Raw genomic sequence first — 15,333 nt, 5'->3', positions numbered from 1 at the left:
GTTACTCCAGCTCCACCAATATGTCGTCAGCTCTTACCTGATCGTTTTCACTGTATGCGATGTCTTTGATCACCGCGTCTCGCTCGGCTTTCAATTCCAGTTCCATTTTCATGGCTTCCATCACCACCAAAGACTGACCGGTTACCACCTCATCACCCGGATTAACTTTTACTTCAATGATTTTCCCTGGCATAGGAGCCAGTATGGCATTAGCGCTTGAGGTCACGGCTTTGGCTTCATGATCCGGCAGGCTGAATTCATAACGCAGATGTTGATGAATGACCTGTACCTGATGACGATGTATATGACAGATGTCTTCTTTTTGTGGCCAATAATGATCTGTGCCATTGATCAGATATTGCCCCTCTTCCCAGCTGATCTGGTAAGCAAGTGTCTCTCCCTTAAACCTGAGTTCCAGTAACAATGGCTCTGTTCCCTGTACATGCCAGCCACTGGCTTGTTTCCAGACTTCACCAGTCTGATTCAGATGCAGCAGGTGGTGAACATAAATAGCCACTACTTCGGGGGTAATTTCCTGAGCCAGGATCAATTCATCGTTATCCAGGGTGTTGGTATAAATTTGGTGCTTCCTGAATTCCCTGGTGGACAACAAACGTGATAAAAATGCCAGATTCGTTTTAACTCCGAACACCGCACTTTGGTCCAGAACCTGAAGCATTTTGCTGATGCATTTATTGCGGTTTTTTGCCCACACTACCAGCTTGGCGATCATCGGGTCATAGTGAATGGTGACCGAATCGCTGGCACGCACTCCTGAATCAACCAGGGAATGTTCCAATTGCATCAGCTTTACCTGTTCAAGTAAGCCAGTAGACGGCAGGTAATTGTTGTCAGGGTCCTCGGCATACAGCCGCACCTGAATGGCATGGCCTCTGTCATGAATTTCTGTTTGCTTCTTGGGCAATGGGTCACCTTGTGCCACAGCTATTTGCCAGGCCACCAAATCAACTCCGGTGATCATTTCAGTCACCCGGTGTTCAACCTGCAAACGGGTATTCATTTCCATAAAATAAAAAGAATCATCACCATCCATGATGAATTCAACGGTACCAGCTCCCACATAGTTAATCGCCTGAGTGGCCTTGACTGCGGCATTGAGCATATCGGTCCTGGTGGCATCACTCAAACCGGCTGCAGGCGCCTCTTCAATCACTTTCTGATACCTGCGCTGAGTGGAGCAATCACGCTCAAATAAATGGACCACATGACCATGTTGATCAGCAAAGACCTGAACTTCAATGTGTTTTGGCCGGGTGATGTATTTTTCCAGAATCACTTGATCATCACCAAAAGCATTCTGGGCTTCACGTTGAGCTGACTTCAATTGACTGGCAAAATCTGTCGCCTGGTGAACAATTTTCATGCCTTTGCCACCGCCACCGGCAACCGCTTTGATCAGCACAGGAAAGCCGATTGCTCTGGCTGCGTCGGCCAGCACATCCGGGGTTTGATCATCCTCCTGGTATCCAGGGACACATGGCACGTCAGCCAACAGCATGGTTTGTTTGGCAGCCGACTTAGAGCCCATCAACTCAAGCGCTTCAACAGGTGCGCCAATGAAGATAATATTGGCTTTGTCCAGCGCTTTGGCCAATGCGGGTCGCTCTGAGAGGAAACCATAACCAGGATGTACAGCGTCCACCTGATGGTCAATGGCAGCCTGCACTATTTTGTCTACATTCAAATATGAATCAGCCAGATCTGTTGATCCCAGATGACATTGTTCATCAGCCATCATCACATGTTTGGCGTGCCTGTCGGCATCTGAGAATACAGCCACCGTGAGGATGTTAAGCTGACGACAGGTATTGATGATGCGAACCGCAATTTCACCGCGGTTGGCAATCAGGATCTTCTTAATGGGCATAATATCCGACTGCATAACAAAGCCGAATATTATACCCGATATTTAATTCAAAATGACTCCTTTGCCCATGGCTCAATCAGGATCATCATTATCATCTTTAAAGATGACATCATTGAAGAACCAGGTGAAATCCGGAGCATCAATTTCAATGGATGCTCCCGTGATTTGAATTGATGAACCACTGATAAAACTTCCACCCACACTGCAAAAAGCCAAGCCTGAAATGTCGTGGTGTTTGATCATGATGTCGCAACCCGTGGTGATACCACCATAAGTCAAATTGAACGTATAATCATCTGCTGTTCCGCTGGTCTGATCAACCCCGGACATGGCATACCTCAGGGTGGCTTCGTCATCTGCACCAAGTTCACGCTGATCTTCATTGCTCCTTGACCCTTGTTGCATCACAGCTTCAGAACTCGGAGCACCCAATGAAGAACTCGCCTCCAAACTGGCATTGGTCACGTAAGTGTGGCCGCCAGGCAACCCAGCCAGGGTTCTCGAATAATTACTCGAATCATAAGGCGGTGTCAGCACAAAGGGATTATTGATGCCGGTATTGTACCAATGCAAGTTGATGTCATCATCACGTAAGTCGTCAGAGGTACCCTTGATGTTGTCAGCACCGTCATCAAAATCAAACGCATTATCCGCCCCATCGGTACTGGCGGTGAAATTGGTATTGGCTCCGGACACCCCCGTCTGTGAGCCCAGGTTGGGATGGGCCAGGCCAAGGCAATGACCCACTTCATGCAATGCCACGGATTCCCAGTCCAAAGCACCGGAAGGTATGTTATTGGCAGATCCACTGATGATGTTTCCTGATTCTGAACGCAGGTTATTAAAGGTGGTGACTATGTTTTTCACCGGACTCTCCAGCAATGTGGTTTCATCCCCAGTGGGATCAATACATACCGAAACATTAACCACATCCACCACGCCATCGTAACCTGTGGGATGGGCAATGATGTCAACGCCATTGGCTTCACCGGCAAAAATAAAAGAGCCTGCTGAAACGCCACCCGAATAAACCAAAATGAATACCATAACTAACTTATTCATTGTGCCACCTCCAGCAAATCAGTCACTGTGACTTGTTTTGCCATTTGTTCCAGTTCAATGATCGTATCAATCATCAACTCCCAATCACCCAAATACTGTTTAAAGTTTCTCAACTCTTGCCAGTTGTTGAATGATAATTCCCAAACCAGCTGGTCGTTGGCCTTCACCGACAGCGTCACAGTGTCCACTTCTGACGAATAAAACAATGGCAGTTTATGGAATGTTTTGGCGGCATTTAAACGATGTTCAAGCTGAAAGCGATTTGTCATGTTTTCCTGGTTGCTGACGTACTGATACCACTGATCTGCTTTACTCATTGAACGAGCATTGGCCTCCAGCTCATAGCTCCCTGCCCTTTTCATGCCAGCTGGATAAATGACTTTGACGAATCCTGAATCAGTCATCGAAATGCTTATGGTGTTGTCATCTGCCACCAGTTTATTCAATTGTCTGGTCAATTCAATTTCATAGCTGAATCCCAATGCCGGTATCACCAGCATCAGGACAACAATGATGATTTTCTTGATGTGTTTCATTGATGTGCTCCTGTATAAACCCATAATTATTATCAAGTTGAAGGCAAGGCAACGTCAATCTTTTCAAGTTATATCGTCTGGTTAACCACCAAAAACATAACCAGTTCACGTTTTGTCAGAAGCGAATTATACAAACAAGCATTAATCACTTACGCTCAGGGAGGTTTTGTTTATTTCAGGACAACAGTTCACGGGATCGAATCGGCTGACCGTTTACCAGATGATCTACCACTGTCCTCATCAGCCTTGACAACTGTTGCCATTGTTGTTGATTCATGGAGGAACCAGCGATGAATTGACGCAAAGTAGTGACTTCACACCCTTGGTTATGTGCCGCCTTCACCAATCCATTAACCGCATCAAAAGATAAGCAATCGGTTTCAGTTACTGAATCAGGAATGGTCAGCTGATAACCCATCAACCCGGATAAATGCCACTCAAAACGGCGTAAATGAGCAACCAACCGTTGATTGTCCTGAATGGCCTGAATGACTTGCTCATAGGCTGGAAAAAGTCGCACAGCCGTATGTTCATCCATGGACAACAACAATATCAATTCATTGCAGTACAACAAAGAGACTTGGTTCAGGAAAGGAATGCCGCGACTGATTGCAGTCTGCTCAGCCATGGTGAGGGTTTTTAATGAACTTTTTCCAGTGAAAGCAAGGTACGTGGGTAAAAATGGTTGTAGTTGGTTTTTAAAAGAGGAAGTGGGACGTTTGCTGCCTTTGGCAAGCACATCAACTAGGCCATGCTGACGACACAACAATCGGACAATTTCACTGCTGTCTTTGTAGTCACGTTTATGCAGCACATAACCACTGTCACTGATCATCAGTCTTTGAAAGTGTCCTGATAACCCAGCGCATCAATGGCTTTGGCATCGTCTGTCCATGAAGACTGAACCTTGACCCACAATTTAAGGTTTACCCTGGCGCCAATGAACTGCTCAATTTCTTTACGGGATTTGACACCAATCTGTTTGAGCGCTTCACCTTGTCGACCGATGACAATGCCTTTCTGATTCTTTCTCTCCACCCAGATGATGGCATGGATATGATGAATCACACCTTTCACTTCGTATTGCTCAATGCTAACCGAGGTACTGTACGGAAGTTCCTGATGGAACCGCAACATCAGTTGTTCGCGAATCAACTCAGATACAAAAAACTGAGTTGAACGATCGGATACCTGGTCTTCATCGAAGATGGGTTCACCCTCGGGCAAATAATCAAACACACTGTCTTCAAGCGGAGTGATTTGTTTATTTTTGAGGGCACTGATGTAGTGAATCGCATCGAATTCAAACTCATTCAGAATGGTTTGTACAAAAGTCAGTAACTGCTCTTTGTGCTTCACTTTGTCAACTTTGTTAATCACCAATATTTTTTTGCCATCTGATCGACAGGCCACTTTGGCCGCCCTTTTGTCCTCATCGGTCCATTTCATGGCTTCTACCAGAAATAACACCACATCAACCCCAAAAGATGAAGATTGTGCGGTTTGATTCAGGTGCTTATTCAGGGCTGTGCCTTTTTGATTGTGTATACCTGGTGTGTCGATGAAGATCAACTGTCCCCGATCGGTGGTGTGTATCGCTAAAATCTGATGGCGGGTGGTTTGTGGCTTATGCGAGACAATCGAAAGCTTTTGTTGAATGATCTGGTTAATCAGCGTCGATTTACCTACATTGGGTCTTCCCAGAACGGCCGCATAACCACATTTCTTGTTCTTTTTGGTCATTGTTCCAACAACCATTCAATCATTTTTGAAGCCGCTGATTGCTCGGCTTTTTTGATCGAACCACCGATTGCTTCTATACGTTGCTTCATGGCTGGCACCTCACAGGATACTTTAAACCGGGTTTCTTTATTGGATTCAATCAACTCCATCAATTGATACTCCGGCAACTCAAGCCCCTGTTTTTGTAAAATTTCCTGCAACTCAGATTTGGCATCTTTTCTTATGGTGGTCGGATCAATCTGTTGCAACCAGGGTTGTAACACCTGCTCGATGAATTGGCTGGCTACCACATAGCCCTGATCGAGATAAACCGCACCAAACACTGCTTCTACCGCATCAGCCAGCACTGAGGACTTATTGACTCCACCAGATTTAATCTCTCCAGGCCCCAGTATGATTTGCGGGCCAAGGTTGTAATGCCGTGCCACAGCTGCCAGGGTTTTCCCCTTCACCAATTGTGAGCGCAATCGGGAAAGCTCGCCTTCTGTTAATTGTTGGTATTGATTGTATAGGTGGTTGGACACCACCAGTGAAAGGATGGAGTCTCCCAGAAACTCCAGTCTTTCATTATTGTGCTTTCCGCGACTTCTGTGGGTCAACGCCTGCTTAATTAAACCAGCATCTTGCCAGTTGATTGTCTGACCCAGAATATTCAAAGGATTAGTTCAGTTGAACCCGTTCTTCAAATTTCATTAAAAACGATAAGTTGTAAAAGAATGATTTTTCAACTTCATATTTGACTTCCAGCTCCCTGCCATTGCCTCTGATGACTTTGAAGTCTTTGGCGTTAACCTGGTCAACATAACTGACATCGAGGATTTTAGCCAAGCGGTTTTTGATTTCACTTGGAGATGAATTTCCAGATTCATCTGCCACCGTTTTCATGGCTTTGACCACATTCATGTGGTTCATGTAAACAGGGCCAATTTGCATGCCTGCATATACGAAAACACCCAAAATAACCAAACCGAATATAAATCCGATTAATGTGATGCCTTGTGCTTTTTTTAAAGATTTCATGGATTGTCCTCTATTCATTTATCTCAATTGTGGGTTTTATTATATCGTCCGACCTGATCAGATAGAAATAATTATTTAATTCTCGTGCCAATGCGTTTCAGGCCTTCCCAAAAATGTGGGATCCGCCAATGCATCCAGATGAATTTAGCCTCACCCACCAGGTTGCGTTCAGGCACCAGCCCCCAAACACGACTGTCAGAAGAATTGTCACGGTTATCGCCCATGACAAAATAATGCCCTTCGGGCACCTTTAAACTGGTGTATTTAAAATTTTTCTGTTGGTTCGCACCATTGACCGTCAATAATTTATGACCTTCGTCAGTTAAATATTCAGTTTTCTGAATATTCATTCTTCGGTCACTGGGATTAGAGTCAAGAAACCCTTCATATTGACCGTCTACATCTTGTTTTACCGGCTCGCCGTTGAGGTAAACCATTTTCCGTTTGGCATCATAAAAAACCTGATCTCCTGGAACTGCTATCACTCGTTTGATGTAGTCGTCCTTGGGATTGGGCGGGTACCGGAAGACCACCACATCACCACGTTCCGGATGCCCCACTTCAATCAATGTGTTATGAAACACCGGCATTTTCAAGCCATAAGAAAACTTGTTTACATAAATGAAGTCACCAGTCAGTAAGGTTGGCATCATTGACCCGGATGGAATTCGGAATGGTTCAAAAACAAACGTTCTGACCACCAACACAAAGATGAACACTGGAAAAAAGGAATACCCAAATGCAATGACAGAAGTCATGAAACCTTGATTGTCAGGCTCTTTACCCTGAAACTTAATTTTGGCTGTGATCCAGCAAATGAAGGTTACTAAACTGGCAATGGCCAGAAAAGCTTCAAAATCAAAATGTACGTCACTCACGTCTCTGCTTCCTCTATTTATCTACTTTCAATACAGCCAAGAAGGCTTCCTGCGGCACTTCAACGCGGCCAATTTGTTTCATTCTTTTCTTGCCGGCTTTTTGTTTTTCCAATAATTTTTTCTTCCGGGTGGCATCACCACCATAGCATTTAGCCGTAACGTTCTTGCGCAACGCTTTAACGGTGGTTCTGGCTATGATTTGCGAGCCAATGGCAGCCTGAATCGCCACATCAAACATTTGACGCGGAATGAGTTCTTTCAGGCGTTCGGTTAATTCACGGCCTCTTTTCTGGGCATTTTCACGGTGGGTAAGCACTGACAACGCGTCAACCCGGTCACCATTGATCAGGATATCCAGGCGGATGAATGGGCCGGCCAGATAATGGCTGAATTCATATTCAAAGGAAGCATACCCGCGACTGACAGATTTCAAACGATCGAAGAAATCCAGTACCACCTCACTCAATGGCAATTCAAAAGTCAATTGGACCTGATTACCCAGATACTGCATGTTTTTCTGAACCCCTCGTTTTTCGATGCACAAGGTGATCACCGGACCCACAAAATCCTGCGGCAACAAGATGTTTGCATCAATAATCGGTTCTCTGATTTCATCGAACATTTCTGGCAAATCCGCTGGATTATCCAGCATACGGGTCTCACCATTGCGATCAATCAACTCATACACCACGGTCGGTGCAGTGGTGATCATATCGATATCAAATTCACGTTCAATGCGTTCCTGAATAACTTCCATATGCAGCATGCCAAGAAAACCGCAACGAAAACCAAAACCCAAAGCGCTTGACGATTCAGGTTCAAAAGTCAAAGAGGCATCGTTTAAACGCAGTTTTTCCAGCGCTTCACGTAAGCCCTGATAATCATCGGCCGAGGTGGGAAATAATCCGGCAAACACCCGGGGTTGAGATTGCATGAATCCAGCAAGCGGTTCTTTGGCCGGATTTTTAACTGTTGTGATCGTGTCACCAACCGGTGCACCATGAACATCTTTGATTGAGGCGGTCACATAACCGACTTCACCGCATTTTAACGAGGTGCCAGGCGTTCGTTTTGGGGTGAATTTCCCGAGCCCGTCAACCATTTGCTCACTTTTCAAAGACATGATCTTAATTTTTTCTTTGACTGACAATTCACCGTTAAACACCCTGACCAGTGAGACCACACCCAGGTAATTATCAAACCAGGAATCAATGATCGAAGCCTGTAAGGGGGCTTCAGGTGACCCTTTGGGAGCAGGAATCAGTTCCGCAATGGCTTCCAGAACACCTTGAATACCCTGACCGGTTTTGGCTGAAACCAGCAAGGCATCAGAAGCATCAATTCCAATGATTTCCTCAATCTCCTGCTTAACACGTTCAACGTCAGCAGATGGTAAATCAATTTTATTGATCACTGGAATCACTTCCAAACCCATCTCTATGGCTGTATAACAATTGGCCACAGACTGGGCTTCAACCCCTTGTGCGGCATCAACCACCAGCAATGCACCCTCACAGGCTGCCAAAGAACGTGAAACCTCATATGAAAAATCCACATGACCTGGGGTGTCAATGAGGTTGTACTGATACACTTCGCCTGATGCGGACTCAAATGACAGGCACACTGCCTGGGATTTGATGGTGATGCCCCGTTCACGTTCAATGTCCATGCTATCAAGCACTTGTTGCGCCATCTCCCGATCGGCGAGTCCTCCACACAACTGAATAAAGCGATCAGCCAAAGTGGATTTGCCATGGTCAATATGGGCAATGATGGAAAAGTTACGGATGTTTTTCATTAAAGGTTTCGTGGCCTGGGTTCATTTTGTGCGATTAAAAACAACAAATCCCATGAAGTCATGGGATTTGTTGGGGTATTTTATACTGATAACGGTTACCGTTCAATCACAATAAAAGTATTCCCGGGCCCTTGTCTGACCAATAACACCAATGGTTCGTCGGGCTTAAGCGATTCAATGGCCTCACTGAAGTCAGTCAGGTTTCTGATGTCCTTTTTACCAATCCGTTTAATCACGGCGCCAACCCGCAGATTGGCTCGTTCCACATCTTTTTCGGTGATGTCAGTCACAATCACACCAGCGGTTTCACCGGTGCGTTCTTTATCCTGTTCAGACAACATGCTCACTGAAAAACCAATGCCTGCCTGAATTTCATTGGTGCCGTTGTTGCCACTACTGGCCTGCAAGTTATCGTTCAAAGCATCCAGTTTAGCGACTAATTGTCGGGTCTTGCCATCCCGGAAAACGTCAACCGTTACTTCCGTATCAGGCATGACACTTCCAACAACCGGCGGCAAGGACTGACGTGTTTTGATGGACTTTCCATCAAATCTGACAATCACATCACCCACTTGGATACCGGCTTTTTCAGCCGCGCTGCCTTCTGAAACCTGGTTGACCAATGCCCCCAGGGGTTTATCCATTCCCAAATAATCAGCCATGGCTTGATTCACATCATCAATGCCGACTCCCAGCAATCCCCTGCTCACAGATCCATTGGCCTGCAATTGATTGGCCACATTCATCGCCACATCAATGGGCACAGAGAATGAGATTCCCATGTAACCACCCGTATTGGAATAAATCAGTGTGTTGATGCCAACCACCTCACCTTTGAGGTTAATCAATGGTCCGCCGGAATTACCCCGGTTGATGGGCACATCTGACTGAATGAATGGCACGTATTGCTGACCACCCACCTGTCTTCCTTTGGCACTGACAATCCCTTTGGTGACTGAGTTCTCAAAACTTAAGGGTGATCCAATGGCCATCACCCATTCACCAATTTGTAAATCTTCGGCCGAGCCCAGTTGAAGTTTAGGGAGGTTGGCGCCATCTATTTTCAACAAAGCGATGTCACTGGCCTGATCTTCTCCTACCAGCTCTGCTTCAAACTCACGACGATCCAGCAATGTAACAGTGATCTTGTCGGCACCATCAATGACATGGCGATTGGTCAGGATCAAACCATCACTGGCAATGATAAAACCTGTCCCACCTGAAACCCGGTCACGGGGTTGATCCGGAATTCCAAAAAAACGGAACAATTCATCGTTTTGCTGGTTTGTAGAAGGATTGTTATCTGCATTATCTCTGGCCACAATATTGACCACGGCTGGTCCGGTTTGTTTAGCCAGTTCAACAAAATCGGGCAACCCGGAAGTCTTGGCTGATGACGGGTAACTGATGACCAACATCACCAAAATCATATATTTTTTCATGCGTAAGCTCCATCAAAATTGAAACGTTATTAAATGAATTAACACGTGACACTCTGCCAGTTTAGTGGCTGTGCTGTGAAAATAATCACAACACCTCATCGCTCAAGAAACCATGATCCATCCCCACATGCCCAAAAATTTGATTGGCGATAGCAGTGTCATTCAGTTCATCGAGGCTTCTGACTGCTGTTTCAGGACGAAGTGCCATTGATTTTTAAAATCGTGACTTTCGGCCTGTTTTTCAAGACCTTAGGGAAAATTTTTCCCCGCATCAATTGAAAACTTAGGTACCAGGAAACCAGCACTCCAAATAAAGCACCGACGTCTGTATTGAATGATAATTTGCTAGCCGTCACATGACCAAGCAAAGCAAAAACTACCATCAGCACCAATGGCATCAGATAAAACCTGGCACTGGTTGACATGAGTTGCTGAAGATCAAATGAAAGTTCCACCAGCTGACCTGACATGGGTTGTTCGAACAACCCATCATCACTGTTCAACTGATAGTCGGGGTGGTTTTCCGATAAAGTCAATTCATCACTGCGACCACCGAATAATGAAAATAACGGTTCATTGCAGTTTTTGGGACAACCTGCACAACGCGCAGTTTGTTGTAACCTGAGGGTCAACGAATGACCATCGTGTGACACCACCAGTGCCTGTCGCTTCATTCCTCAGCAACTTGCCGGGAGGTCACTCTGGTTTTGATCATCATTTGATCGACATATTCACTGTTGTAATACACCGGAATGGCTGGCTGATTGTTGGATTCGTCCAGATACTGCTGAATCTGAGGCGTCAATGAAGGGTATCTGGAGTAACTGACCGGTTGCGCCACCCTGGCAACGGCTGCTCTTGGCGGATTAATGACCTGGCTGGAGGTTTTGGCAAACAACTGATGCTGCAGACCTGGCACCCCGGAATTATCATCAGTCTGTGGGGTCAGCATCAACACGGCAAACAAAGCCACTGATGCAGCAATCGCTCCACCTGCAACAGACCTGAACCAACCTCCTGATGTAGCTAGTTCTTCAACCATTGGGGGTTGCTGCTGAATACGAGCCACTACCTGGGCACCCAAATCACTCATCAAAGGCGCATTGTGATCTTTTTGCAAGCCAGATCGCAGCATGTGGTAATTGTGCCAACTGCGACTTAATTGGTCATCAGACTGCATGCGTTTGATCAGGAATTTACTGCAATCACTGCTCAATTCACCATCCATCAGTTCTGACATGTTTTGGTTGGATTTATCTGACATTTTGTTTTCTCATACTCTCATTTTCAAGCAACGGTCTGAGTGCCTGGTCGATGGCATCTCTGGCTCTGAATATTCTGGACCGGACTGTACCAATGGGACAATCCATCTGTGCGGCAATTGCTTCGTAACTCAAACCATCCACTTCCCTCATGATGATGGCTGATTTCAACTCACCTGGCAAAGCGTCAATGGCTTTGGCCATGGTCTTTTCTAACTCTCCGCGGGCATAGACAGCATCCGGGGTATCTAAGTTCCGCTGATCTTCATTATTGGCGAATGATTCGGCTTCTTCAAATTCCAATTGGGTGTTTTGAATTCTTCTGGACTTCGACACCAAGTGGTTTTTTGAAGTGTTGACAGCGATCCTGTAAATCCAGGTATAAAAAGAACTGTCGCCACGAAATTTTGGTAAGGCCCTGAACACTTTGATGAAGACCTCCTGGGCCACATCCTGTATCTCATCACGATCACGGATAAATTTAGCAATCACATTGGCAACCCGCTGTTGGTATCTGTTGACCAACAATTCGAACGCCTGCATGCCGCCTTTTTTGGCTTGCTCAACCAGTTCTGCATCAAGTGTTTTTTCAGACATCTTATCTTCTTGAGTTTTCATTCATTTGCCTGCTTGGACTTAATACCCTGAGATTAGTTCACCCGGATCAGTTTTTTTTCAGGATTTTTTCCCGATCTGTCAGAATGCGGTCAATTTCCGAAGCTGGGACGGGTCTGCTGAATAAATAACCCTGAAAATAATCACAACCTTTGCTGGTTAAGTATTGTCTCTGTTCTTCGGTTTCAACACCCTCAGCGACGATGAAATGACCCACCCTTTTGGCCATATCAATGGTTGCGTCCAGGATGGCTTCGTCGTCAGGACTCAAACCAATGTTTTTGACAAACACCTGATCTATTTTCAAAGTTTTGGCTGGAATCTTCCGCAAATAATCCAGGGTTGAGTGTCCGGTTCCGAAATCATCAATGGATAAGGTGCAGCCAAGATTGACTATTTTTTTGAACATCAATAATGCATCTTTGACACTTTTGAATTTTTCACTCTCAGTAATTTCAAAATCGAGGTGTTTGGGATATACCGCCGTTTCTTCAATGATCCGGTTGATTTTCTTAATCAAATCTTTGTCATTCAGCTGAATAGGCGATAAATTGACCGACATGGTCAAAGGCAGTTTGAATTGTTCCTGCCACTGCTTCAATGCCCTACAGGCTTTTTCAATCACCAACAATCCAATTGGAAAGATCAATTCTGATTGTTCGGCCAGTGGAATGAACAGACCAGGACTGATGATACCCAATTCAGGGTGTTCCCACCTGACCAGGGCTTCAAAACCCATGATGTCTTCTGTACTGGCATTGATTTTAGGTTGGTAATAAACTTCAATCTGATCCAATTCAATGGCCGCTTGCAAGTTTCTGACCATTTCTTCACTTTGCTTGGCCTGATCACCGTCCAATTCCTCGCTGTAGACCGTGTATCGGTTTTTGCCATTCAGCTTGGCATTATATAAGGCAATATCTGCATGTTTAATGAGCTTGTTGACACTGGTACCATGCTCAGGAAAATAGGCGATTCCCAGCGAAATGGTCAGGTTGATTTCACTGCCATTTTTCAGTTTGATGGGATTGGCCACATCCTTGAGTATGGTTTCAGCAATCTGGTTAACCTGTGATTTACTGATGTTCTGGTTCAACAAAATCAAAAATTCATCACCAGCATAACGGGCGGCCACACCATGATTTTTGACATTTTTCTTGAGGATATTGGCAATACTCACCAACACATCATCACCCACATCATGTCCCAATGAATCGTTGATCACCTTAAATCGGTCCAGATCAAGAAACATAACGGCCAGGGTATGGCGTTTTTTCAGCGCAATGTCAATGGATTGCTCTATGGTTTTGACGATGTAGCGACGATTCATCAATTCGGTCAACACATCATACTGACTTTCAGACTCATGTGATTTTTTCAAGGCTTTGAAAGCCATGGTCTGTTTGAAATGCAAGGCCATTTGATGAAACAGCAATTTAACTGAATCCCAATTCTTCACTGGCTTCATGCCACCAGCCACTAACACACTCTGGCTTTGATCGTCGACTGAACAGTTATAAGCCACCAATGAGCTCACACCATAGAAATTAAGGAATTCATCGGCCGGTATTTTCTTATTGGCTTGTTCCCGCACATCAAATATCTGGTCTTTTGCCAGCTTACGATTGATGAAGTCGTGGTTACTCTGTACAAAGTGATCCACATAATTGTTTAAAGAGACGTCCCAAATCTTTTGATTGTATTGATCGCTGAGTTCTTTTTGCACGATAAAACAAAACTCAAACCCCACCCATCGCAACATATTCTGCATGGTGGTCTTATCTCTGTTTTCTGTGAAATTAATGCGCGTAACTTCATTCAGGAAACGCAAAAACATTTGCTGAAACTGTTGTTTGGTTTGATCAAATAACTCGGCCAGGTAATAGGTTTTGTTGTCAAAAACCACTGAATAAAGGTAAAGATTGACCGGCACATATCCGTGACCAAAATTCAGCAGCACCATTTTATTCAATTGCCCTGCCTCATTCAGCTGGCTTTTCAGCCTGGTGATTTCCTTGTCCTTTTTGATGTTTGAAATTTCATGCCATACCAACCCTCTGATGGCAGCACCTTTGACATCAAATTGCTGCAACATGGCTTCATTGGCCTGCAGTATTTTATGACTGTCAACTTCCACCAATAATTTAGGTAAGCTGGTCAGTTGAAAGTGTACATTCAGGAACGCCTCCAACTCTTCACTGTGAATCCTGGTGACAGACTCACGTTCACCTACCTGAGCGGTACCTTTGGCCAGCAACTCCTGCTGGGTAACAGGTGAATAGAACATGCCATCAACCATTTTTTCAATTTCACCGTGTTGTCGTGGTGTCAGGTTTACGTTCATGGCCACCAGCGCAATCAGTTTAAGTTCTGGATGCTGGTTTTTGATTTGATTGATTTTTTCCAGATTTTTAATCCACTGTGAGGAGATCTCAAATGCCAGAATAGTGAATTGTTCTTCATTCTCAGCCAACAATTCATGCATTTGCTCAACATCACTGGCGGTGTAGATTTTTTCTGCGTCCAGGTCATCAAAATAATTAAAAAACTGCAGCCTGTCTTTTTTATCACTGCAGGCGATCAGTACGTTATGGTCATGGAAGCTCATTGGCACTCACCCATTGTCCATCGCGCAACACATAATTTCCATCCAGGCCCATATTCAACTGAATGGCTTTGCCATGTCTCAGAAAAAACGGATGATCTTTGCCGACCGGCAAAATAAACAGGCATTTGACCACCCCTGATAAATCAGGCTGATTGGTCGAAAAAAACAATTTGGCCTGCAACCAGGCTTCTTTGGTATTGATGGGAAACACAAACACTGAAAAATGTTTTCTGGCCAGGGCAAACTTGATGGCCAGGTCAAACTGATCTGTTTTAGGGGCCGCCGGTTCTGAGCTTTTAAGATTCAACAACCCTTCGCCATCTGACCATAAATAGGTAGCCCAACCGGTTCTCAGAGACAAAGACTTGAAGCTTTTAGCCACCCCTTCATTGGACTTTTTTTCCACGTAAAGCAGTTGGTTAGCAACGCGCAGCTCTTCTTCCAGATTGAGCAATTCATGACTGCTGAGAAATTCACTCAT

The 15,333-nt window shown here is 45.0% G+C and carries 15 protein-coding genes; all 15 read right to left on the bottom strand.

Going from position 1 to position 15,333, the window contains the following annotated elements; translation table 11 throughout:
- Position 1 precedes the first annotated feature (1 nt).
- Positions 2 to 1,888 (bottom strand): acetyl/propionyl/methylcrotonyl-CoA carboxylase subunit alpha, encoded by a 1,887-nt coding sequence (locus B0475_RS09225; protein ID WP_198538182.1) that lies wholly within the window; start codon positions 1,886 to 1,888, stop codon positions 2 to 4.
- A gap of 72 nt (positions 1,889 to 1,960) precedes the next feature.
- Positions 1,961 to 2,950 carry a hypothetical protein gene (locus B0475_RS09220; RefSeq protein ID WP_157892830.1) on the bottom strand — a complete coding sequence of 330 codons (990 nt, stop codon included), beginning with the start codon at positions 2,948 to 2,950 and terminating at the stop codon, positions 1,961 to 1,963.
- Positions 2,947 to 3,486, bottom strand: a complete 540-nt coding sequence (locus B0475_RS09215; RefSeq protein ID WP_077411516.1) for a hypothetical protein — start codon at positions 3,484 to 3,486, stop codon at positions 2,947 to 2,949. The genes B0475_RS09220 and B0475_RS09215 overlap by 4 nt, the downstream gene beginning before the upstream one ends.
- A 175-nt stretch (positions 3,487 to 3,661) precedes the next feature.
- Positions 3,662 to 4,321, bottom strand: a complete 660-nt coding sequence (recO, locus tag B0475_RS09210; RefSeq protein WP_077411515.1) for a DNA repair protein RecO — start codon at positions 4,319 to 4,321, stop codon at positions 3,662 to 3,664.
- Positions 4,321 to 5,229: a GTPase Era gene (gene era / locus B0475_RS09205; protein WP_077411514.1), complete on the bottom strand. Its 909-nt coding sequence runs from the start codon at positions 5,227 to 5,229 to the stop codon at positions 4,321 to 4,323. Before era ends, recO begins: the two co-directional genes overlap by 1 nt.
- On the bottom strand, positions 5,226 to 5,885 hold the full coding sequence (rnc, locus tag B0475_RS09200) for a ribonuclease III (RefSeq protein WP_077411513.1): 660 nt from the start codon (positions 5,883 to 5,885) through the stop codon (positions 5,226 to 5,228). The genes era and rnc overlap by 4 nt, the downstream gene beginning before the upstream one ends.
- A gap of 4 nt (positions 5,886 to 5,889) precedes the next feature.
- Positions 5,890 to 6,249 (bottom strand): DUF4845 domain-containing protein, encoded by a 360-nt coding sequence (locus tag B0475_RS09195; RefSeq protein ID WP_157892829.1) that lies wholly within the window; start codon positions 6,247 to 6,249, stop codon positions 5,890 to 5,892.
- 71 nt (positions 6,250 to 6,320) lie between these two features.
- Positions 6,321 to 7,127: a signal peptidase I gene (lepB, locus tag B0475_RS09190; protein WP_077411511.1), complete on the bottom strand. Its 807-nt coding sequence runs from the start codon at positions 7,125 to 7,127 to the stop codon at positions 6,321 to 6,323.
- Positions 7,128 to 7,140: 13 nt separating this feature from the next.
- Positions 7,141 to 8,925, bottom strand: a complete 1,785-nt coding sequence (gene lepA / locus B0475_RS09185) for a translation elongation factor 4 (RefSeq protein WP_077411510.1) — start codon at positions 8,923 to 8,925, stop codon at positions 7,141 to 7,143.
- A 95-nt stretch (positions 8,926 to 9,020) separates the two neighbouring features.
- Positions 9,021 to 10,367, bottom strand: a complete 1,347-nt coding sequence (locus B0475_RS09180; RefSeq protein ID WP_077411509.1) for a Do family serine endopeptidase — start codon at positions 10,365 to 10,367, stop codon at positions 9,021 to 9,023.
- A gap of 191 nt (positions 10,368 to 10,558) precedes the next feature.
- Positions 10,559 to 11,041, bottom strand: coding sequence for a SoxR reducing system RseC family protein (locus B0475_RS09175; protein ID WP_077411508.1), 483 nt, complete (start codon positions 11,039 to 11,041; stop codon positions 10,559 to 10,561).
- Positions 11,038 to 11,631 (bottom strand): sigma-E factor negative regulatory protein, encoded by a 594-nt coding sequence (locus B0475_RS09170; RefSeq protein ID WP_077411507.1) that lies wholly within the window; start codon positions 11,629 to 11,631, stop codon positions 11,038 to 11,040. Before B0475_RS09170 ends, B0475_RS09175 begins: the two co-directional genes overlap by 4 nt.
- Complete coding sequence (rpoE, locus tag B0475_RS09165) at positions 11,621 to 12,247, bottom strand: RNA polymerase sigma factor RpoE (RefSeq protein ID WP_269799122.1); 627 nt, start codon at positions 12,245 to 12,247, stop codon at positions 11,621 to 11,623. The genes B0475_RS09170 and rpoE overlap by 11 nt, the downstream gene beginning before the upstream one ends.
- A 46-nt stretch (positions 12,248 to 12,293) precedes the next feature.
- Positions 12,294 to 14,852: a putative bifunctional diguanylate cyclase/phosphodiesterase gene (locus B0475_RS09160; RefSeq protein WP_077411505.1), complete on the bottom strand. Its 2,559-nt coding sequence runs from the start codon at positions 14,850 to 14,852 to the stop codon at positions 12,294 to 12,296.
- The gene (locus tag B0475_RS09155) at positions 14,839 to 15,333 is read right to left on the bottom strand and encodes a hypothetical protein (protein WP_077411504.1); all 495 of its coding nucleotides are present in this window, start codon (positions 15,331 to 15,333) and stop codon (positions 14,839 to 14,841) included. The genes B0475_RS09160 and B0475_RS09155 overlap by 14 nt, the downstream gene beginning before the upstream one ends.

Origin of the sequence: Marinicella sediminis (assembly GCF_002000055.1) — a bacterium.
Taxonomy (GTDB): domain Bacteria; phylum Pseudomonadota; class Gammaproteobacteria; order Xanthomonadales; family Marinicellaceae; genus Marinicella; species Marinicella sediminis.
Note: the sequence above shows the minus strand (reverse complement) of the source record. Positions and strands in the feature narration are given on the sequence as shown.